Source organism: Streptomyces sp. NRRL S-455 (genome assembly GCF_000717875.1).
Classification (GTDB): Bacteria; Actinomycetota; Actinomycetes; order Streptomycetales; family Streptomycetaceae; genus Streptomyces.
The window spans coordinates 26137-44750 of record NZ_JOCT01000030.1 but is presented as its reverse complement, the minus strand read 5'-3'; the positions used below and the strand labels follow the sequence as shown (position 1 = coordinate 44750).

The 18614-nt window shown below is 71.8% G+C and carries 16 protein-coding genes and 1 tRNA gene; 9 read left to right on the top strand and 8 right to left on the bottom strand.

All coding sequences use genetic code 11. The features are described from left to right. Window positions 1-87: 87 nt before the first annotated feature. Both IE97_RS0132295 and IE97_RS0132290 read right to left on the bottom strand, forming a co-directional pair. Window positions 88-864 carry an SDR family oxidoreductase gene (locus IE97_RS0132295; RefSeq protein ID WP_030248437.1) on the bottom strand — a complete coding sequence of 259 codons (777 nt, stop codon included), beginning with the start codon at window positions 862-864 and terminating at the stop codon, window positions 88-90. Between the two features lie 7 nt (window positions 865-871). Continuing rightward, window positions 872-2029, bottom strand: a complete 1158-nt coding sequence (locus tag IE97_RS0132290) for a phytanoyl-CoA dioxygenase family protein (protein WP_030248434.1) — start codon at window positions 2027-2029, stop codon at window positions 872-874. A 108-nt stretch (window positions 2030-2137) separates the two neighbouring features. Between IE97_RS0132290 and IE97_RS0132285 the strand changes: the two genes are divergently transcribed. After that, window positions 2138-3169, top strand: coding sequence for a LacI family DNA-binding transcriptional regulator (locus tag IE97_RS0132285; protein WP_030248426.1), 1032 nt, complete (start codon window positions 2138-2140; stop codon window positions 3167-3169). A gap of 63 nt (window positions 3170-3232) precedes the next feature. Further along, window positions 3233-3844: a TMEM175 family protein gene (locus IE97_RS0132280; protein ID WP_078603456.1), complete on the top strand. Its 612-nt coding sequence runs from the start codon at window positions 3233-3235 to the stop codon at window positions 3842-3844. A gap of 10 nt (window positions 3845-3854) precedes the next feature. On the opposite strand, the gene IE97_RS0132275 is transcribed toward IE97_RS0132280, so the two are convergent. After that, on the bottom strand, window positions 3855-5018 hold the full coding sequence (locus IE97_RS0132275) for a Gfo/Idh/MocA family protein (RefSeq protein ID WP_030248421.1): 1164 nt from the start codon (window positions 5016-5018) through the stop codon (window positions 3855-3857). Between the two features lie 110 nt (window positions 5019-5128). On the opposite strand from IE97_RS0132275, the gene IE97_RS0132270 reads away from it, so the two are divergent. The 3 genes from IE97_RS0132270 (at window position 5129) to IE97_RS0132260 (ending at window position 6577) form a co-directional block, all read left to right on the top strand. Next, window positions 5129-6127: a LacI family DNA-binding transcriptional regulator gene (locus tag IE97_RS0132270; RefSeq protein WP_030248418.1), complete on the top strand. Its 999-nt coding sequence runs from the start codon at window positions 5129-5131 to the stop codon at window positions 6125-6127. A 112-nt stretch (window positions 6128-6239) separates the two neighbouring features. After that, window positions 6240-6440, top strand: coding sequence for a hypothetical protein (locus tag IE97_RS0132265; protein WP_030248415.1), 201 nt, complete (start codon window positions 6240-6242; stop codon window positions 6438-6440). Window positions 6441-6503: 63 nt separating this feature from the next. Continuing rightward, window positions 6504-6577 (top strand) — tRNA-Pro (locus IE97_RS0132260). Between the two features lie 94 nt (window positions 6578-6671). Here the strand turns inward: IE97_RS0132260 and IE97_RS0132255 are convergent. From IE97_RS0132255 to IE97_RS0132240, 4 genes are all read right to left on the bottom strand, one after another. Further along, window positions 6672-7460 carry an N-formylglutamate amidohydrolase gene (locus tag IE97_RS0132255; RefSeq protein ID WP_030248413.1) on the bottom strand — a complete coding sequence of 263 codons (789 nt, stop codon included), beginning with the start codon at window positions 7458-7460 and terminating at the stop codon, window positions 6672-6674. Window positions 7461-7603: 143 nt separating this feature from the next. After that, window positions 7604-9823, bottom strand: coding sequence for an NADP-dependent isocitrate dehydrogenase (locus IE97_RS0132250; RefSeq protein ID WP_030248411.1), 2220 nt, complete (start codon window positions 9821-9823; stop codon window positions 7604-7606). Between the two features lie 193 nt (window positions 9824-10016). Further along, on the bottom strand, window positions 10017-11114 hold the full coding sequence (locus IE97_RS0132245) for a mechanosensitive ion channel family protein (RefSeq protein ID WP_030248407.1): 1098 nt from the start codon (window positions 11112-11114) through the stop codon (window positions 10017-10019). A gap of 249 nt (window positions 11115-11363) precedes the next feature. After that, the gene (locus IE97_RS0132240) at window positions 11364-12347 is read right to left on the bottom strand and encodes a lysylphosphatidylglycerol synthase transmembrane domain-containing protein (protein ID WP_078603455.1); all 984 of its coding nucleotides are present in this window, start codon (window positions 12345-12347) and stop codon (window positions 11364-11366) included. A 216-nt stretch (window positions 12348-12563) separates the two neighbouring features. Here IE97_RS0132240 and IE97_RS0132235 point away from each other — a divergent pair, with 216 nt between their 5' ends. Together IE97_RS0132235 and IE97_RS0132230 are read left to right on the top strand one after the other, a co-directional pair. Next, complete coding sequence (locus IE97_RS0132235; RefSeq protein WP_030248402.1) at window positions 12564-14444, top strand: ABC transporter ATP-binding protein; 1881 nt, start codon at window positions 12564-12566, stop codon at window positions 14442-14444. An 85-nt stretch (window positions 14445-14529) separates the two neighbouring features. Beyond that, window positions 14530-15036 (top strand): hypothetical protein, encoded by a 507-nt coding sequence (locus tag IE97_RS0132230; protein WP_030248398.1) that lies wholly within the window; start codon window positions 14530-14532, stop codon window positions 15034-15036. Between the two features lie 2 nt (window positions 15037-15038). Here IE97_RS0132230 and IE97_RS0132225 read toward each other — a convergent pair whose 3' ends face one another. Then, on the bottom strand, window positions 15039-16022 hold the full coding sequence (locus IE97_RS0132225) for a Bug family tripartite tricarboxylate transporter substrate binding protein (RefSeq protein ID WP_030248396.1): 984 nt from the start codon (window positions 16020-16022) through the stop codon (window positions 15039-15041). Window positions 16023-16119: 97 nt separating this feature from the next. On the opposite strand from IE97_RS0132225, the gene IE97_RS0132220 reads away from it, so the two are divergent. Further along, on the top strand, window positions 16120-17748 hold the full coding sequence (locus tag IE97_RS0132220) for a sensor histidine kinase (RefSeq protein WP_030248392.1): 1629 nt from the start codon (window positions 16120-16122) through the stop codon (window positions 17746-17748). After that, window positions 17745-18449 (top strand): response regulator, encoded by a 705-nt coding sequence (locus tag IE97_RS0132215; RefSeq protein WP_030248388.1) that lies wholly within the window; start codon window positions 17745-17747, stop codon window positions 18447-18449. Before IE97_RS0132220 ends, IE97_RS0132215 begins: the two co-directional genes overlap by 4 nt. Window positions 18450-18614 lie beyond the last annotated feature (165 nt).

Below are 18614 nucleotides of genomic sequence, written 5' to 3'. Positions count from 1 at the left end.
GGGCTGTGTCGATATGCGGCTCCGCCGCGTGGGCGCGACCAGCCACGACGGTGCCGCGCACGACCAACGACAACGCGCGGCAGATCCTTAGTCGAGTCCCCCCAGGACGTTCTGATCCCAATCAATGACCGACCCGGTGACCACCCCGGACCGCTCCGACAGCAGGAAGACGACGAAGTCGGCGATCTCGTCCGGCTGCCCCAGCTTGCCCATCGGCAGCTTCGCCGCGGCCTCCTCGCGCCAGCCGTCCCCGGCTCCGTGGAAGGCCTTCTGCGTGGCGTCCTCCCCCTCGGTCGCCGTCCAGCCGATGTTGAGGCCGTTGATCCTCACGCGGTCCCACCGATGAGCGTGCGCCGCGTTCCGGGTCAACCCGATCAATCCCGCCTTGGCGGCCACGTACGGCGCCAGGAACGGCTGCCCCCCGTGCGCCGACGACGTGATGATGTTGACGACCGTGCCGGGCGCCCCGCGCCCGACCATGTCGGCGACAGCGGCCTGCATCGCGAAGAACGGCGCCTTGAGGTTGATCGCGATGTGCTGGTCGAACAGCTCCGGCGTGGTGTCCAGCAGCGTGCCCCTGGACGTCAGCCCCGCCGAGTTGACCAGGCAGTCGATCCGCCCGTACGCGCCGACGACCTCGGCGACGGACGCCTTGGCCTGCTCCGCGTCCGCGAGATCGGCCCGTACGAACATCGCCTTGCCTCCGTCGGCTGCCAGCTCGGCCACCAGCGCCTCACCGGGCTCGGGGCGCCGACCGGTGACGGCGACGACCGCACCTTCGCGGACCGCGGCCCGCGCGATGGCCGCGCCGACCCCCTGGCTGCCGCCGTTGACCAGGACGACCTTGTCGTCGAGAAGTCCCATGAAATCCTCAGCTCTCTCGCCGTTCGGTACCGGCCCGCAGCTCCGCCCGGAGTGCCTCCGGCGTCCATCCCTCGCACAGTGCCCGCCGCACGAGGTCCGCCTGCGACGGCGGGGCCAGGCCGTCGAGGGGCGGGTCGCTGTCCAGGTTGGTGGGGAAGGGGTAGCCCTCCGCGCTCGCCGCGATCACGTTGTCCAGCCACGCCTGGTCGGCACCGCGCGCCTTGCGCTCCAGCAGCACGGGATACACGGCGCCCGCGACGGCCTCCCGGTCCACCGTCTCCATCGCGCGCCCGAACGCGGACGACACCTGCAGCAGGTTGGCCATGCGCCGGACGTCCGCCGAGCGGTTGGTGCCGGCGGCGTGGAAGAGGGCCGGGTTGAAGAACACCGCGTCCCCCTTCGCCAGCGGCAGCTGCACGTACCGCGCCTCGAAGTACGCCCGGAACTCCGGGAGCCGCCAGGCGAGGTAGCCCGGCTCGTACTTCTGCGAGTGCGGCAGGTACATCGTCGGCCCGGACTCCACGGGCATGTCGCAGTGCGCGACCGCGCCCTGCAGGGTCAGCGCGGGGGAGAGGCGGTGCACCTGCGCCGGGTAGGCGGCGGCGACCTCGTTCGGCAGGAAGCCCAGGTGGTAGTCGCGGTGCGCGGTCTGCGCGGCACCGCCCGGGTTGACCACGTTGAGCTGGGAGGTGACCTGGTAACCGGGGCCCAGCCAGGCCGTCGACACGAGGGCGAGGACGTCGTTGGCGTAGTAGTCGGCGAACACCTCGGCGTCGTAGAGGGCCGTCTTCTCCAGCGCGTTCCACACCCGGTCGTTGGCGCCCGGCTCGGCGAAGTGGTCACCGGCCGTCGCCCCCGAGGCACGCTGCTCGGCGATCAGCGCCTCGAACACGGCGGTGGCGCGGTCCACGACCTCCGGGTCGGGAAACGCCCCGCGGAAGACGACGATGCCCGGGCCGTCGGCGAGCGCCCGCACCAGCTCGGCCTGGACCACGCGGTCGCCTTCGAGGAGGCCGGTGTCATAGACCGGCACGTTCCGCTCCACGGCGGAGGCGTGCGGATAGTCGGCGGGGTCCGTCGCCTGCTCGACCAGTGCGCGGAACGCGTCGAGATCGCAGTCCTGCTCGGACAGCCAGGCACGGGGGGTCACGGAAGTGAAGGACATCGTCGTCCCTTCGGGGTCACGGAGCGACGCAGCCCTGTCATTCTTGTCAGTACAAACCCCTCGAACAACCAGCAGCGAGCCATCAAAAACCCCTCAAGGAGCCGACGTATGGGTCACCCCTTCCCGATCCGGGAGATCGCCCGTCAGGCGGGTCTGAGCGAGGCGACCGTCGACCGGGTCCTGAACGGCAGAGGCGGGGTGCGCGAGAGCACCGCACGGGAGGTCCACCAGGCCATCGCCGACCTGGACCGGCAGCGCACCCAGGTCCGGCTGGTGGGCCGGACGTTCATGGTGGACATCGTGATGCAGGCGCCCGAGCGCTTCACCACGGCGATCCGCGCCGCCCTGGAGGCCGAGCTGCCGTCGCTGCACCCGGCCGTGCTGCGTTCCCGCTTCCACTTCCGCGAGACCGGCCCCGTCGAGGAGCTGGTGCGGACCCTGGACCGGATCGCCCGCCGGGGCTCGCAGGGCGTCATCCTCAAGGCCCCCGACGTCCCGGAGGTCACCGCCGCGGTGGGCCGGCTGACGGCGGCCGGCATACCGGTCGTGACCCTCGTGACCGACCTGCCGTCCAGCGCCCGCCTCGCCTGCGTCGGCATAGACGACCGGGCGGCGGGGGCGACGGCCGCCTATCTGACGGGCCAGTGGCTCGGGGACCGGCCGGGCAACATCCTCACCAGTCTCAGCAGCGGGTCCTTCCGCAACGAGGAGGAGCGCGAGATGGGCTTCCGCAGCGCCATGCGCGCCCGGCACCCGGAGCGCACGCTGGTCGAGATCACCGAGGGGCAGGGCCTGGACGCCACCCAGTACGACCTCGTCCGTGCCGCGCTGGAACGCGACCCGGCCATCCGTGCCGTCTACTCGATCGGCGGCGGCAACATCGCCACGCTGCGGGCCTTCGACGACCTCGGCCGCGAGTGCGCCGTGTTCGTCGCCCACGATCTCGACCACGACAACACCCGCCTGCTGCGCGAGCACCGCCTGTCCGCCGTGCTCCACCACGACCTGCGCCAGGACGTGCGCGAGGCCTGCCACATCGTCATGCGGGCGCACGGCGCGCTGCCGCCGGCCGGGCCGACCCTGCCGTCGGCGATCCAGGTGGTGACGCCGTACAACATGCCCCCGCAGGCGGCCGTGTGATCCCCGGGGGTGACCGGGCGTGGGTCCGGGAGGAGGCCCGCCCCGGCCCCTACGGTCGGGCCCATGTGGACCTCGCACCCGGACGGCGGCCCCGAGCGGCTGGTGACCCTGGTCGACGGCGTGTTCGCCATCGCCATCACCCTGCTCGTCCTGGACATCACCGTGCCCCGGGACCTGGATCCCGCCGCATACCGCGAGGCCCTTCGGGAACTGCTCCCGGACCTCCTCGCCTACGCGCTGAGCGTCGCGGTACTGGGAAGCTTCTGGCGCGGCCATCGCGGGATCTTCAAGGACGTCCGGGAGATCGACGGGCAGGTGATCGGCATCTCCGTGGTCGGCCTCGGCGTCGCCGCCCTCGTCCCCTTCCCGACCCGCCTGCTCGCCGAGTACGGGGACCAGTCCGTGTCCGTCGCCGTCTACGCGGGGGCGGTCGCCGCGCTCGGCGCCTGCCATCTCGCGGTGGCCGCCGTCCTGGCCAAGCGCCCCTGGCTGCGCAACGACAGGCCCTCCGAGGCGGCGACCAGCCTCTACCTCCTCGACAGCGCCGTGATCGTGGTGGTCTTCCTCGTCACCGTCCCGCTGGTCTTCGTGACCGGCCCCGTCATCATGTGGCTGTGGCTCGTCCTCGTCCCGGCGAAGGTCTACCTGGGCAGGCGGCTGCAGAACCTCGGCTGAGGGAGCGGTGTCACGCCTGCCCGGCCACCTCGGCCCACGTTCCGCTCCCGGCCGACCGCGCCATGGCGTCCAGCGCGGCCGCGCTGTGCACGGCGTCCGTGAGCGTCGCCCCGTGCGCGGTGCCCTCGGCGACCGACCGGAGGAAGCGGTACGCCTCGATGACCTTCAGGTCGTCGTACCCCATCGCGTTCGCCGCGCCGGGCTGGAACGCCCCGAACTCCCCGTGCCCCGGACCGACGTACACCGTGGTGACGGACTGGTCCTGGTACGTCGTGCCGCGGCTGACACCCAGCTCGTTCATGCGGCGGAAGTCCCAGAACACCGCCCCCTTGGTGCCGTGCACCTCGAAGCCGTAGTTGTTCTGCTCGCCGACCGAGACCCGGCAGGCCTCCAGGACACCGCGCGCCCCGGAGGCGAAGCGCAGCAGGCAGCTGACGTAGTCCTCGTTCTCGACCGGGCCGAGTTCACCGCCGAGGGCGCGGCTGTGGCCCGCCGTCGCACCGGTCGGCCGGGCCCGCTCCGGGAGGAAGATCGCCGTGTCCGCGATGAGGGACGTGATGTCGCCGAGCAGGAACCGGGCGAGGTCCGTACCGTGCGAGGCGAGGTCCCCCAGGACCCCGCTGCCGCCACGCTCCCGCTCGTAACGCCAGGTCAGGGCACCCTCGGGATGCGCCGCGTAGTCGCTGAACAGCTGGACGCGGACATGCGTGACCGTGCCGAGCTCGCCGGAGGTGATCAGTTCACGGGCCGCCTCGACGGCGGGAGCGTTGCGGTAGTTGAAGCCGACCGTGCCCTGCACCCCCGCCTTGGCCACCGCGTCCGCCACCGCGCCGGCGTCCTCGGCGGTCAGACCGACCGGCTTCTCGATCCAGATGTGCTTGCCGGCCTCGGCCATCGCGACGCCGATCTCGCGGTGCAGGAAGTTCGGCGCCGTGATGCTGACCGCCCGCACACGCGGGTCGGCGGCCACCTCGCGCCAGTCCCGCGTCGTCGAGGCGAACCCGAACCGCTCGGCCGCCTCCTCCGCCCGGCCCGGCACCTCCTCGGCGACCGTCACCAGCTCCGGAACGAGGGGCAGCTGCGGATAGTGGTGCCGCACGCGCGCGTACGCCTGCGTGTGCACGCGCCCCATCCAGCCGAAACCAATGACGGCGACGCCGAGCTTGTCCACCATGCGAGCCCCTCTTTGGACCGTTCCAGAACCTGTCCAGCCCACCCTGGGCGGCGTTTCCGCCAGATGTCAACCCTTTGACAAGCGGCTGACCCGCATGGAACGGTCCAGTCATGAGACCGCCGACCATCCGTGACGTGGCCGAGCGGGCCGGCGTCTCCAAGTCACTGGTCTCCCTGGTGCTGCGCGGCTCCGGCCAGGTACGGCCAGAGAAGCGGGAAGCCGTGCTCCGCGCCGTCAGGGAGCTGGGGTACCGGCCCAACGCCGCCGCGCGCAGCCTCAGCGAACAGCGCACGCGCACCGTAGGCGTCCTCCTCAACGACCTGCGCAACCCCTGGTTCGTCGACCTTCTCGGCGGCCTCAACTCCCTGCTGCACGAGCGTGGCCTGCACATGCTGCTGGCCGACGCCCGCCTCAACCGCCGCACCGGCCAGGACCCGGCCGCTCCGCTCCTGGACCTCGGCGTGGACGGCCTCGTCGTGGTCGGCACCCTGCCCGACCCGGCGGCTCTCGGCGCGGCGGCCGGCCGGATGCCGGTCGTGCTGGCCGGCACCCGCGAGCCGGTGCCGCCCGGGGTGGACCAGGTCGCGGGCGACGACGAGCGGGGCGCCCGGCTGGTCACCGAGCACCTCATCGGCCTCGGCCACCGCCGCATCGCCCACCTCGCGGGCTACGGGGCCGTCGGCGAACTTCGCCGCCACAGCTTCGAGGCGACCATGCGGGAACGTGGCCTGGCCGACCGGGCCGTCGTCGAGACCGGCGACATGACCGAGGAGGGGGGCTACCGGGCGACCGTCCGTCTCCTCAGCCGGCCCGACCGCCCCACCGCCGTCTTCGCGGTCAACGACATCACCTGCGTCGGCGCCCTCTCGGCGGCGGAGGAACTGGGCCTGCGCGTCCCGCACGACGTGTCCGTCGTCGGCTACGACAACACGAGCATCTCCCGCCTGCGTCACCTGTGGCTCACCACGGTGGACAACGCCGGACACGAGGTCGGCCGCCGAGCAGCCCGCTTCCTCCTGGACCGCTTCGAGCGGCCCGGGGGAGAGGGCCGGCTGCACCTGGCGGCGCCGACGCTGGAGATCCGGGGGACGACGGCACCGCCGCCCTGAGCCCTGTCCGTCTCAACCCGTATGCCCAGGTAGGAAGTTACCTTCGGCTTCGCGTAGTGTTCGCGGCATATGCCCGGGCGCCGACCCGAAGGGGGACGAGGACGTGGGGGACGTGGACGAGACACGGCACCGGCGGGGTGCCGGACTGACCGGAGGCGCCGTCACGGCGCTGCTGGCCGTCGCGGCCGGTGCCGGTCATGCGGCCACGGCGGAGATCCCCTGGTGGGCCGTGCTCGCCGTCGCCGTCTCGACAGCGGGTCTCGCCGGCTGGACCGGAGCGGGGATCGGCCGCCGCCGGGGACCGCGGGGCTGAGTCTGCTTCCCATGCGGTAGGGTTGACCTGCGTGATCACGCGGTTCACCCGCGCGAGAAGCATCGGGACGTGGCGCAGCTTGGTAGCGCACTTGACTGGGGGTCAAGGGGTCGCAGGTTCAAATCCTGTCGTCCCGACTTGTGAGGCAGCGGGTCGAAGGCCGCACCGGAGAGATCCGGTGCGGCCTCTCCGTTTTCACGGTCGGGTCGTCCTGCGGCACGGACTGAAGCGTCAGGGGGACACGGCGTCCACGAGACCGGCGAGCGCGGCGGCGAGACGCTCCAGGCCCGGTCCGGCGGGACCGCCCGGCTCGCTCATGTAGGTGTCCCGGCGGATCTCCACCATGAGCGCCTCGACCCTTGAGTCGGTCCCGTAGAACTCCAGCGGTACGTAGGCCCCGCTGAACGGGCTGTCGAGCTCCGTCTCCCCGAACGCCGTCCGCGCGGCGTCCAGGAGCGCGGGAGTGGTGTGGAAGGGGTCGGTGCCGAGACACACCGGCGGCCGGGGCCCCTCCCCGTGCAGCTCGTACGGCAGCCGCGCGCTGGGATACGAGTGCACGTCGATGACGACCGCCCGCCCCGTGGCCGCCAGGCGCTCCTCCACGGTCCGCGTCATCGCCTGCGCGTACGGGAGGAAGTACCGCTCGACGAGCGGCCCGGCCTCGACGTGCCCGGGCCGCAGCACATCGCCGTGCGTGGTGTGCGTGTACACCGCGCCCATGCCGACGGCTCGCATCTCCTCCCGTTCGTCGGGGAACCGCTCGGGGTCGACCACCAGCCGCGACAGCCGGTTGACGAACCGCCACGGCGTGACGCCGGCCAGGCTCGCCGCCACCTCGGCGATCTTCGCCGTGTGCGCGTCGGTGATGTGGTCCAGCTCCCGGGCGAGCTCCTCGTCGTCCAGGACGATGTCCGCCCGTACGGCCGGCGGGATCTCCCGCGCCGCGTGCGGAACATGCAGGATCACGGGGGAGTGCCCGGCGCCGGGCAGGACGTCGAAGGACTGCGGGTCGTCGGTCATGCGGCGGCTCCACGGGACGTTGTCAGACGGGCTCCCTCGGAGCCCCGGCAGCTGGGAAGACGACCCCGCCCCGACCGGACACTATGCCGGTCGGGGCGGAGTCGCATGCCGTCGGGCGGTCGGTCAGCCCGGGGCGGGCGGCGTCAGCTCAGGGACGCCAGGGCCTCGTTCCACGTCGCGGACGGGCGCATGACCTCCGCGGCCTTCGCCGGGTCGGGCTGGTAGTAGCCGCCGATGTCGGTCGGCTTGCCCTGCGCGGCGATCAGCTCGTCGACGATCTTCTGCTCGTTGGCGGCGAGCGTCTCGGCGAGCGGGGCGAAGGCCTTCGCCAGGTCCGCGTCGTCGGTCTGCTGGGCCAGCTCCTGCGCCCAGTACAGGGACAGGTAGAAGTGGCTGCCGCGGTTGTCGATGCCGCCGACGCGCCGGGTCGGGGACTTGTCCTCGTTGAGGAAGGTCGCCGTGGCACGGTCGAGGGCGTCGGCCAGGACCTGGGCGCGGGCGTTGCCGGTCACCTTGGCGTACTGCTCGAGGGACGGCACCAGGGCGAAGAACTCACCCAGCGAGTCCCAGCGCAGGTAGTTCTCCTTGACCAGCTGCTGCACGTGCTTCGGCGCCGAGCCGCCCGCACCCGTCTCGAACAGGCCGCCGCCCGCCATCAGCGGGACCACCGACAGCATCTTGGCGCTGGTGCCCAGCTCCAGGATCGGGAACAGGTCGGTCAGGTAGTCGCGCAGCACGTTGCCGGTGACCGAGATGGTGTTCTCACCGCGGCGGATGCGCTCCACCGACAGCTTCGTGGCCTCGACGGGGGACAGGATCCGGATGTCCAGGCCCTCGGTGTCGTGCTCCGGCAGGTACTGCTTGACCTTGGCGATCAGGTTGGCGTCGTGCGCGCGGGACTCGTCCAGCCAGAACACCGCCGGGTCGCCGGTGGCGCGGGCACGGGTGACGGCCAGCTTCACCCAGTCCTTGATCGGGGCGTCCTTGGTCTGGCAGGCGCGGAAGATGTCACCGGCCGAGACGGTCTGCTCGATCAGGGCGGTGCCGTTCTGGTCGACCAGGCGGACCGTGCCCGTGGTGGCGATCTCGAACGTCTTGTCGTGGCTGCCGTACTCCTCGGCCTTCTGCGCCATCAGACCGACGTTCGGCACCGTGCCCATGGTGGACGGGTCGAAGGCGCCGTTGGCCTTGCAGTCCTCGATCACGGCCTGGTAGACGCCCGCGTAGGAGGAGTCCGGGATGACCGCGAGGGCGTCGTGCTCCTGCCCGTCCGGGCCCCACATGTGGCCGGAGGTGCGGATCATGGCCGGCATGGAGGCGTCGATGATGACGTCCGAGGGGACATGCAGGTTGGTGATGCCCTTGTCGGAGTCGACCATGGCCAGCTCCGGGCCCTCGGCGAGCTCGGCGTCGAAGGAGGCCTTGATCTCCGCGCCCTCGGGCAGGGCGTCGAGGCCCTTCCAGATGCCGCCCAGACCGTCGTTCGGGGTCAGGCCGGCCGCGGCGAGCTTGTCGCCGTACTGCGCGAACGTCTTCGGGAAGAAGGCGCGCACCACGTGGCCGAAGACGATCGGGTCGGAGACCTTCATCATCGTGGCCTTCAGGTGCACCGAGAACAGCACGCCCTCGGCCTTGGCCCGGGCGACCTGCGCGGTGAGGAACTCGCGCAGCGCGGCGACGCGCATCACGGAGGCGTCGACGACCTCGCCCTTCTGGACGGGTACGGACTCACGCAGCACGGTGGTGCTGCCGTCGTCGCCGACCAGCTCGATGCGCAGCGCGCCGTCCTCGGCGATCACCACGGACTTCTCGGTGGAGCGGAAGTCGTTCTGGCCCATGGTCGCCACGTCCGTCTTGGACTCGGCGGTCCAGGCGCCCATGCGGTGCGGGTGGGACTTGGCGTAGTTCTTCACCGAGGCCGGGGCGCGGCGGTCCGAGTTGCCCTCACGCAGGACCGGGTTCACGGCGGAGCCCTTGACCTTGTCGTAGCGGGCGCGGATCTCGCGCTCCTCGTCGGTCTTCGGGTCGTCCGGGTAGTCCGGCAGCGCGTAACCCTGGCCCTGGAGCTCGGCGATCGCGGCCTTGAGCTGCGGGATGGACGCCGAGATGTTCGGCAGCTTGATGATGTTGGCGGCGGGCGTCTTGGCCAGCTCGCCGAGCTCCGCCAGGGCGTCCGGGATGCGCTGGTCCTCGGTCAGGTACTCCGGGAACAGGGCGATGATGCGCCCGGCCAGCGAGATGTCGCGGGTCTCGACGGCGACACCCGCCTGCGAGGCGTACGTCTGGACCACCGGCAGGAAGGAATACGTTGCCAGGGCCGGGGCCTCGTCAGTGTGCGTATAGATGATGGTCGAGTCAGTCACCGGGTGCTCCGCTCCACGTCTGCAACATTGCTCGACATCAAGATATCTCGTGGGCGACCACGTCTCGACAGGGGTCCGCGACCGGTTTCGGGCAACATCCGATCCGCCGTGACCGGTTGACCACGGGGCGTCGCCGACGGCCGCCCGCCCAGGGGTGCGGATCATGGTCGGCGACGCGCCGGCGACGTGACGCTCAGTCGAACCGGGCGGAGGTCATCTCTCCCGGCTCGATCTCGCCGGTCCGCTGCTGCGGGATGACGGCCGCGCCCTGCTGGAGCGCCACCGTCCGGGTCGGGGCGGGGATCCGGATCCCCTCGGCACGGTAGCGCTTGTGCAGGCGCTTGATGAACTCGTGCTTGATCCGGTACTGGTCACTGAACTCGCCGACGCCGAGGATCACGGTGAAGCCGATGCGCGAGTCGCCGAAGGTGTGGAACCGGATGATCGGCTCGTGGTCCGGGACGGCGCCCTCGACCTCGGTCATCGTCTCGGCGATGACCTCGTTGGTCACCCGCTCCACGTGCTCCAGGTCGCTGTCGTAGGCGACGCCGACCTGGACCATGATGGTCAGCTGCTCCTCGGGACGCATGAAGTTCGTCATGTTCGTCTTCGCGAGCTGACCGTTGGGGATCACGACGAGGTTGTTGGACAGGTTGCGGATCGTCGTCTGCCGCCAGTTGATGTCCTCGACGTAGCCCTCCTCGTTGCTGCTGAGCCGGATGTAGTCACCGGGCTGGACGGTCTTGGAGGCGAGGATGTGGATGCCCGCGAACAGGTTGGCCAGCGTGTCCTGAAGCGCCAGCGCGACCGCCAGACCGCCCACACCCAGGGCGGTGAGCAGCGGGGCTATGGAGATCCCCAGCGTCTGGAGCACCACCAGGAAACCGATCGCGAGGACCAGGATCCGGGTGATGTTGACGAAGATCGTGGCCGATCCGGCGACCCCGGAACGCGACTGGGTGACCGTCCGCACCAGTCCGGCCACCACCCGCGCCGCCGACACCGTTGCGACGAAGATGAGCAGCACCGTCAGCACCTGGTTGGTGTGGTGCTGCACCGTCCGGGTCAGCGGCAGCACCGCCGCCGCGCCCGCCACGCCGCCCACGACCGCGGCCCACGGCACCACGGCCCGCAGCGCGTGCACGATGACGTCGTCCCCCGTCCAGCGGGTGCGGTCGGCGTGCCCGCCCAGCCAGCGCAGCAGCATGCGCAGCGCGAAGGCCGCCAGCAGGCCCGACGCCAGGGCGATCCCGGCGAAGACGAGGTCGTCCACGGTGAGCGCGCGGTTCACCGGTCGCCTCCCGGGAGAAGTGCTGCGGCGACCTCTGTCGCCGACGGCCGGATGTGAAGTGTCGTCACGTCGTCACCTGCTCGGTTTCCGGGATGCTCGAATCGCGCCCGACCACCCTGACCTGCGGTGGGCACGGTCTTTCATCCTGCCGCATCCCGAGCGGGGTTTCGTACCGGAGACCGGGGCGAGCGGAGGGTGAGTTGCTGCACATGACGCGCCGTCAACGCGCCGGTGCTCGGAACCGGTCGCTCAGATGACCTTCAGCCGGACGAGCGCCCCCAGCGTCAGCGCCCCCGGCAGCAGCGGCAGCCAGACGGTGATGACCCGGAAGGCCAGGACCACGGCCGTGGCCACCGCGGCCGGTCCGCCCGCCGCCACCAGCGCCACGACCAGCGCCGCCTCCACCGAGCCGAGCCCGCCCGGAGTGGGCACCAGCGCGACGGCGACCGTCGCCGCCAGATAGGCAACCGCCATGTGCGCGGGCGGCACCGGCAGCCCCAACGCCTGCCCCACCAGCACCAGTACGGAGGCCTGCAGCGCCGGGAAGGCGAGCGATCCGCCCCACAGGGCCAGGGCGCGGGCCGGACGGGTGTGCACCGAGCGCGCCTCGCCGAGCGCCGTCCGCAGGAAGGACACCACGGCCGAGCGCACCCGCCGGACGAGGGCCAGCACCGCCACCGCGACGACGAGCACCAGGCCGGCACCGGTCAGCAGCGGGCCGAACGCCGCCTCGGGCAGCAGCGTGCCGAGCCGCAGCGCGTCGGGGAACGCGATGAGCAGGGCGCCGAGCAGGGCCACCCGGCCCACGCTCTCCGCCAGCAGGTACAGCGCGAGAGCGGCCGAGGACCGGGCGAGCGGCAGCCCGCACACCGTCATGAACCGCAGGTTCACCGCGCTCGCGCCCAGCCCCGTCGGCAACAGGTGGTTGGCCGCGCCCGCGGCGAACTGCGTCGCGAGCAGCCGCCGTCGGGGCAGCCGTTCGACGACCGCGCCCTGCCGGGTGCAGGCGGCGGCGACCCAGGTCAGACACGTCGTGCCGACCGCGGCCAGCAGCCACGGCCACTCGGCGGTGGCCAGATGCGCGAAGCCCTCGGCGAGCACCGACCGGTGCTGCACCGCGACCACGGTGACGAGCAGCAGCGGAAGCAGACACAGGATCTGACGCAGGCGGCGGACCGGGACGCGACGGGGGAGTCGTCCCGGGCGGAGTTCGGGGAGTTGTACCGCTGTCACATCCGCAGAGGCTTCCCACGCCCCGCCAACGGCGGGTTGCGGGAGCGGGGACGCCGCCTTACGTGCGGGGAGCGGCTGTGAGGAGAGCGTCATCGGGACCTTTGGGTGGGGGACGGGGAGAAGAGGGGGGTCGGGCCGATTGTGCGGTATGCCGGAGCGATGTGTGAACGCCTTGACCTCAAGATTGCTTGAGGTTCTAGCTTCGCTGTCATGAGTATGGAGACCACAGCGTGGACACAACTGCACAGCGTCATCAACGCCGAACGGGAGCGCCGCCCCTTCGCCCTCGCCACCCTGCGCCGCATCGGCGCGTTCGCCCGCCCGCACCGGCGCCGCATCGCCCTCTTCGTCCTGCTCGGCGTCGGCACCGCCCTGCTCGCCGTGGCGACGCCGGTCCTGGCCGGGCGGGTCGTGAACGTCATCGTCTCGGACGGGGACGAGGGCACCGTCGTACGCCTGGCCCTGCTCATCGCGCTGATCGCGGTGGCGGAGGCGGCGCTCGGCATCCTCGGCCGGAGGCTCTCGGCGCGGCTCGGGGAACACCTCATCCTCGACCTGCGGACCGCGGTGTTCGACCATGTGCAGCGCATGCCGGTCGCTTTCTTCACACGCACTCGTACGGGCGCCCTCGTCTCCCGTCTCAACAACGACGTCATCGGCGCCCAGCGCGCGTTCAGCAACACCCTGTCCGGAGTGGTCAGCAACCTCGTCACACTGCTGCTCACCCTCGCCGTGATGCTCACCCTGTCCTGGCAGATCACCCTGCTCGCGCTGGTGCTGCTGCCGGTCTTCGTGATCCCGGCCCGGCGCATGGGCAGCCGGATGGCCCGCATGCAGCGGGAGGCGGCGACACTGAACGCGGCGATGGGCACCCGCATGACCGAGCGCTTCTCCGCCCCCGGCGCCACCCTCGTCAAGCTCTTCGGACGCCCGGAGGAGGAGTCGGCACAGTTCGCCGAACGGGCCCGCCGGGTCGCGGACATCGGCGTCCGGACGGCGACGGCCCAGGCGGCCTTCATCACCGCCCTCACCCTCGTCTCCGCCCTGGCCCTGGCACTGGTCTACGGGCTGGGCGGCTACCTCGCCCTGCGCGGCACCCTGGACCCCGGCGCGGTCGTGGCCCTGGCGTTGCTCCTCACCCGGCTGTACGCGCCCCTGACCGCGCTGGCCGGCGCCCGGGTCGAGGTGATGAGCGCCCTGGTCAGCTTCGAGCGGGTCTTCGAGGTGCTCGACCTGCGGCCGCTCATCGAGGAGAAGCCCGACGCGCGCCCCGTGCCGGAGGGGCCCGTCGCGATCGAGTTCGACGACGTCCGCTTCGGCTACCCCTCCGCCGACAAGGTCTCCCTGGCCTCCCTGGAGGAGGTCGCCGCCCTGGACAAGCGGGGCGGCGACGAGGTCCTGCACGGCATCTCCTTCCGTGCCGAGCCCGGGCAGACCGTGGCGCTCGTCGGGTCCTCCGGCGCCGGCAAGTCGACCGTCGCGCAGCTGCTGCCCCGCCTCTACGACGCCGACGGGGGCGCCGTACGCGTCGGCGGGATCGACGTCCGTGATCTGAGCGCGCAGTCGTTGCGGGAGACCCTCGGCATGGTCACCCAGGACGGGCACCTCTTCCACGACACCGTCCGCGCCAACCTCCTGCTGGCCCGCCCCACGGCCACGGACACCGACCTCTGGGACGCCCTGCGCCGGGCCCGGCTCGACGACCTCGTGCGGTCCCTGCCCGACGGTCTCGACACCGTGGTCGGCGAACGCGGCTACCGCCTCTCCGGCGGCGAGCGCCAGCGCATGACCATCGCCCGGCTGCTGCTGGCCCGGCAGCGCGTCGTCATCCTCGACGAGGCCACCGCCCACCTCGACAACACCTCCGAGGCCGCCGTCCAGGAAGCGCTCACCGAAGCCCTCGAAGGCAGGACCGCGGTCGTGATCGCCCACCGGCTCTCCACCGTCCGGGCAGCCGACCAGATCCTGGTCGTCGAGGCCGGCCGGATCGTGGAACGCGGCACGCACGAGGAACTGCTGGCGGCGGGGAAGCGGTACGCGGAGCTCTACCGGACCCAGTTCGGCGGGTCGGAGAGCCCGGTCATGGAAAGGGTGTGAACGGCTCCGGGTGCGCATCCGTACCGCTTCGTGAGTACTCCTGCCTGCCCACGGGGGCAGGACAGTCCGCACCCGGAGAGGCGACGTGTCCCAGCAGCAACCGCACGCACGATCCACTGCCCGGACCCCGTTCCGCACCCACCGGCTGCGCGCCGCGGCGCTGGCCGGCGCCCTGGCCGTGCTCCCCCTCGTCACCGCCTGCGGCGGTGGTGACGACGCGGAGCCGGCCGGCAGCCGCAAGACGGTGACGCCGAGCGGGTCCGCCGCACCCGCCGCCGGAGTCGTCGCGCCGGCGAAGGTGGAGGTGATCGCCGGCCTGACCGGCTGCAAGGTGAAGATCCGCACCGAGGCGGACGAACTGCGCGAGGGTGTCTGCCACACCAAGAAGGGCGACTTCCTCATCACCACCTTCCCCGAGGAGAAACTCAAGGAGACCTGGCTGGAGTCGGCCAGCGTGTACGGCGGCAAGTACCTCGTCGGCATGCGCTGGGTGGTCAGCGCCAAGCCGAAGATGCTCGAACCCCTCCGCGCGAAACTCGGCGGGACCATCCGGGATCTGCAGGGAATCGGCCCCAAGACGAACGCCTCCTGACGTCACCGCCGCCCCAGACCGCGGACCAGGGCGGCGACCCGCGCGTCCTGCCGCGCGAGGTAGGACGCGAAGGCACGGCCGGTGGCGAAAGCATCGGTCCAGCCGTGCCGGCGCAGCTCGGCCCGCCACTCGCGAGAGCCGTGCAGCTCGGTCAGCGCCTCGACCCAGCGCCGCCGGTCGGTGTCACTGATGCCGGGCGGGGCCACGATGCCCCTCCAGTTGTTGAAGACCAGGTCGATCCCGGCGGACTTCAGCGTCGGGACACCCGGCAGGACGCCGACCGGCCGCTCACCGGTGACGGCCAGGATCCGCACCCGGCCGCCGCGCCTCTGGTCGAGGAACTCGCCGAACCCACTGGTGGCGACGTCGATCCGGCCGTCGAGCAGCGCGGGCAGCAGATCACCGCCCCCGCCGTCGTACGGGACGTACCTGACCTTCCCCGGGTCGATGCCGACCGCCCGCGCCAGCTCCATCGGCAGCAGATGGTCGGGTCCGCCGACGGAGGAGCCGCCGCCCACCCTCAGCCGACCGGGCACCTCGCGCCAGGCGTCCACCAGGTCGCCGATCGTCCGGAACGGCGAGTCCGCGCGCACCACGACAGCCCCGGCTTCCTCGAGGAGGCGGGCGATCGGGGTGGTCTCGGTGACGCTCACCCGTGACCCGGCCGCGTGCGAGGCGCCCACCACTCCCAGGCCCATCTGTAACGCGAGATCGCCGTTGCCCTTCTCGTCGGCGAGGCGCTGCAGACCCACCGTGCCACCGGCGCCGGGCAGGTTGAAGACCTGCACGTCCGAGGCGATCCCGGTCTCCGCCATCACCCGGGCCACGGTGCGGGCCGTGGTGTCGTAGCCGCCGCCGGGCGTGTTGGGCACCATGAGCCGCGGGTCCGGCCCGGCCCCGCCCCCCGGCCATCCACCGCACGCGCCGGCCGCCAGCAGGACCAGGACGGAGCAGGCGCCGAGGAGAGCACGTGCGGGACGTCTCATGACACCTCACTTCCGGTTTTCCCTGGCCGGCGTCATGATTGTGCGACTCGGCACATGAGCCGCCCCCCTTGTGTCAGCAGTAAAGATTGAGTTCGTTGTGGTCGCCACCTTCCGTCGCCATTCGCTCGCGGGCGAGATGCTGGTGCTCCAGCTCGCCATCGTCGTGGTGGTGCTGCTGGCGGTCGCCGCGGTCTCCCTCGCCCAGTCGCAGGCCACCTTCAACCGCGTCGAAGGACGCCGGGTGAGCGCGCTGGCCGAACAACTGGCCGCCAGCCCCCTGGTGCGCAGCCAGCTGACGCGTCCGGCCCCGGGGGAGACGCTCGCCCCGCTGGTGCTCGCCACGCAGGCGCAGTCCGGGGTGACCTCGGTGACGGTGGCCGACGCCTCCGGCCGGATCGTCAGCTCCACGAACCCCACCGTGATCGGCGAGCGGCTGCCGCCGGCGCGGGGCGCGGCCCCGGGGCGCGGCTGGTCCGGGCAGCTGACGCTCGACGGCAACCGTGAGCTCGCCGCCCAGGTCCCCGTCCTCGGGGCGAGAGAGGAGAACCTCGGCCGGCTCCTCGGCACCGTCATGATCGGAGAGGCCGATCCGACGGTGTGGCAGCGGCTCAACGGCGCCTCCTCCTACCTGCTCGCCTATCTGGGCATCGCCAGCGGGCTCGGCGTGGCGGGCTCCTGGCTGCTCGCGCGGCGGGTGAAGCGGCAGACGCTCGGGCTGGAGCCCCGGGAGATCGCCGGGCTCGCCGAGCACCGGGAGGCGATGCTGTACGGGATCGCCGAGGGCGTGGTCGCCCTGGACCCGCAGCAACGGCTCACCCTCGTCAACGACATGGGCCGCCGCCTGCTCGACCTGCCCGAGGACTGCGTCGGGCAGAGCCTGGACGGCCTCGGCATCGACGGGCGGCTGCGCGACGTGCTGGCCGGGACCACTTCCGGCAAGCGGGACGAGGTCGTCGTCCGGCACGGCCGGGTCCTGGTGATGAACCGGATGACCGTCACCAAGGAGGGCCGCCTCCTGGGCTCGGTCACCACCCTGCGCGACCGCACCGAACTGGCCCGGCTGGAGCGGGAGATCGGGTCCTTCCGCAGCTCCTCGGAGCTGCTGCGGGCGCAGGCGCACGAGTTCGCCAACCAGTTGCACACCATCTCCGGGCTGATCCAGATCGGTGAGCAGGACGAAGTCGTGCGCTACATCCGCGCGTTGAACCAGCGCCGGCAGTCCCTGGACGTCACCCTCAGCCGCCGGGTCCGGGACACCGCGGTGGCCGCGCTGCTGATGGCCAAGGCGTCCCTCGCGGCCGAACGGAAGGTCAGCCTGCGTATCTCCGACGACACGGCGCTGGACCGGCTGGCCCCGGAGGACGCCGCCGACGTGGCCACCGTCGTGGGCAACCTGGTGGACAACGCCGTCGACGCCGCCGCCGCGCAGAACGACTCCTGGGTCGAGGTGGCGCTGCGGCAGGACGCCTCCAGCGTGGAGATCGCGGTCCGCGACTCCGGGCCGGGCGTGGCACCCGAACTGGCCCGCGAGGTGTTCTCCCACGGCTTCACCACCAAGGCCGCGCGGGAGGGCGAGCGTGGCATCGGACTGGCCCTGACCAAGCTGGTCTGCGAACGGCACGGGGGCGAGATCTCGGTGGCCAACACCCCCGACGGGGCCGTGTTCATCGCACGCATGACCGTCGGCCGGCTCACCGACGCGGTGGCGGAAGGAGCGACCTCATGACCACCGACACCCGTGGCAAGGCGGGCACCATCGACGTCCTGGTGGTCGACGACGACTTCATGGTCGCCAGGGTCCACCGCACGTTCGTCGAACGCGTCCAGCCGTTCCGTGTCGTCGGCGTGGCCCACACCGGCGGACAGGCGATCGAGGCCGTGGACGCCCTGCGTCCCGACCTCGTCCTGCTCGACCTGTATCTCCCCGACCTCTTCGGACTCGACGTCATCCCCCGGCTGCGCACGGCCGGCCACGACTGCGACGTCATGGTCATCAGCGCGGCACAGGAGGCCGACACGGTACGCAACGCCGTCCGCCGCGGCGTCGTCGACTACCTCCTCAAACCCTTCGACTTCGAGGATCTGCGCCCCCGCCTGGAGCGCTACGCGGCCCAGCGGGGACGGCTGCTCAGCACGGTCGTACGGGGCCAGGCGGACGTGGACCGCGTACTGGCCGGAGCGTTCGTCCCCGCGTCGGCCCCCACCCTGCCCAAGGGCATGAGCGTCGAGACCGCCGAACTGGTCGAGCGGGCGCTGCGCGCGGCGGACGGCACCCTGTCCGCCACCGAGTGCGCCGCTTTGACCGGCGTGTCCCGCGTGAGCGCCCGCCGCTACCTGGAGCACTTCCACACCACCGGCAGCGCGGAGGTGTCCCTGCGCTACGGCGCCGCCGGGCGGCCCGAACGCCGGTACGCCTGGCGAGCGTGACCCGAAGACCGTCGTACCTCTGAGGTTGCTCAAGGAGAGATTGAAGCAGCCGGGAGCGGGGGCATGGTCCGGGCATCCGGTGCGCCTGGCCCGGGGAAGGGGGACATGATCGTGATTGCTGTGATAGCTGTGGTCGTGGTGGCCGTCATCCTGGTGGTGGCTGTG

What these genes read in the sequence shown, in the direction of transcription:
- IE97_RS0132295 (WP_030248437.1), bottom strand. Translation starts at nt 864, where the DNA reads ATGGGACTTCTCGACGACAAGGTCGTCCTGGTCAACGGCGGCAGCCAG.
- IE97_RS0132290 (WP_030248434.1), bottom strand. Translation starts at nt 2,029, where the DNA reads ATGTCCTTCACTTCCGTGACCCCCCGTGCCTGGCTGTCCGAGCAGGAC.
- IE97_RS0132285 (WP_030248426.1), top strand. Translation starts at nt 2,138, where the DNA reads ATGGGTCACCCCTTCCCGATCCGGGAGATCGCCCGTCAGGCGGGTCTG.
- IE97_RS0132280 (WP_078603456.1), top strand. Translation starts at nt 3,233, where the DNA reads ATGTGGACCTCGCACCCGGACGGCGGCCCCGAGCGGCTGGTGACCCTG.
- IE97_RS0132275 (WP_030248421.1), bottom strand. Translation starts at nt 5,018, where the DNA reads ATGGTGGACAAGCTCGGCGTCGCCGTCATTGGTTTCGGCTGGATGGGG.
- IE97_RS0132270 (WP_030248418.1), top strand. Translation starts at nt 5,129, where the DNA reads ATGAGACCGCCGACCATCCGTGACGTGGCCGAGCGGGCCGGCGTCTCC.
- IE97_RS0132255 (WP_030248413.1), bottom strand. Translation starts at nt 7,460, where the DNA reads ATGACCGACGACCCGCAGTCCTTCGACGTCCTGCCCGGCGCCGGGCAC.
- IE97_RS0132235 (WP_030248402.1), top strand. Translation starts at nt 12,564, where the DNA reads ATGGAGACCACAGCGTGGACACAACTGCACAGCGTCATCAACGCCGAA.
- IE97_RS0132225 (WP_030248396.1), bottom strand. Translation starts at nt 16,022, where the DNA reads ATGAGACGTCCCGCACGTGCTCTCCTCGGCGCCTGCTCCGTCCTGGTC.
- IE97_RS0132215 (WP_030248388.1), top strand. Translation starts at nt 17,745, where the DNA reads ATGACCACCGACACCCGTGGCAAGGCGGGCACCATCGACGTCCTGGTG.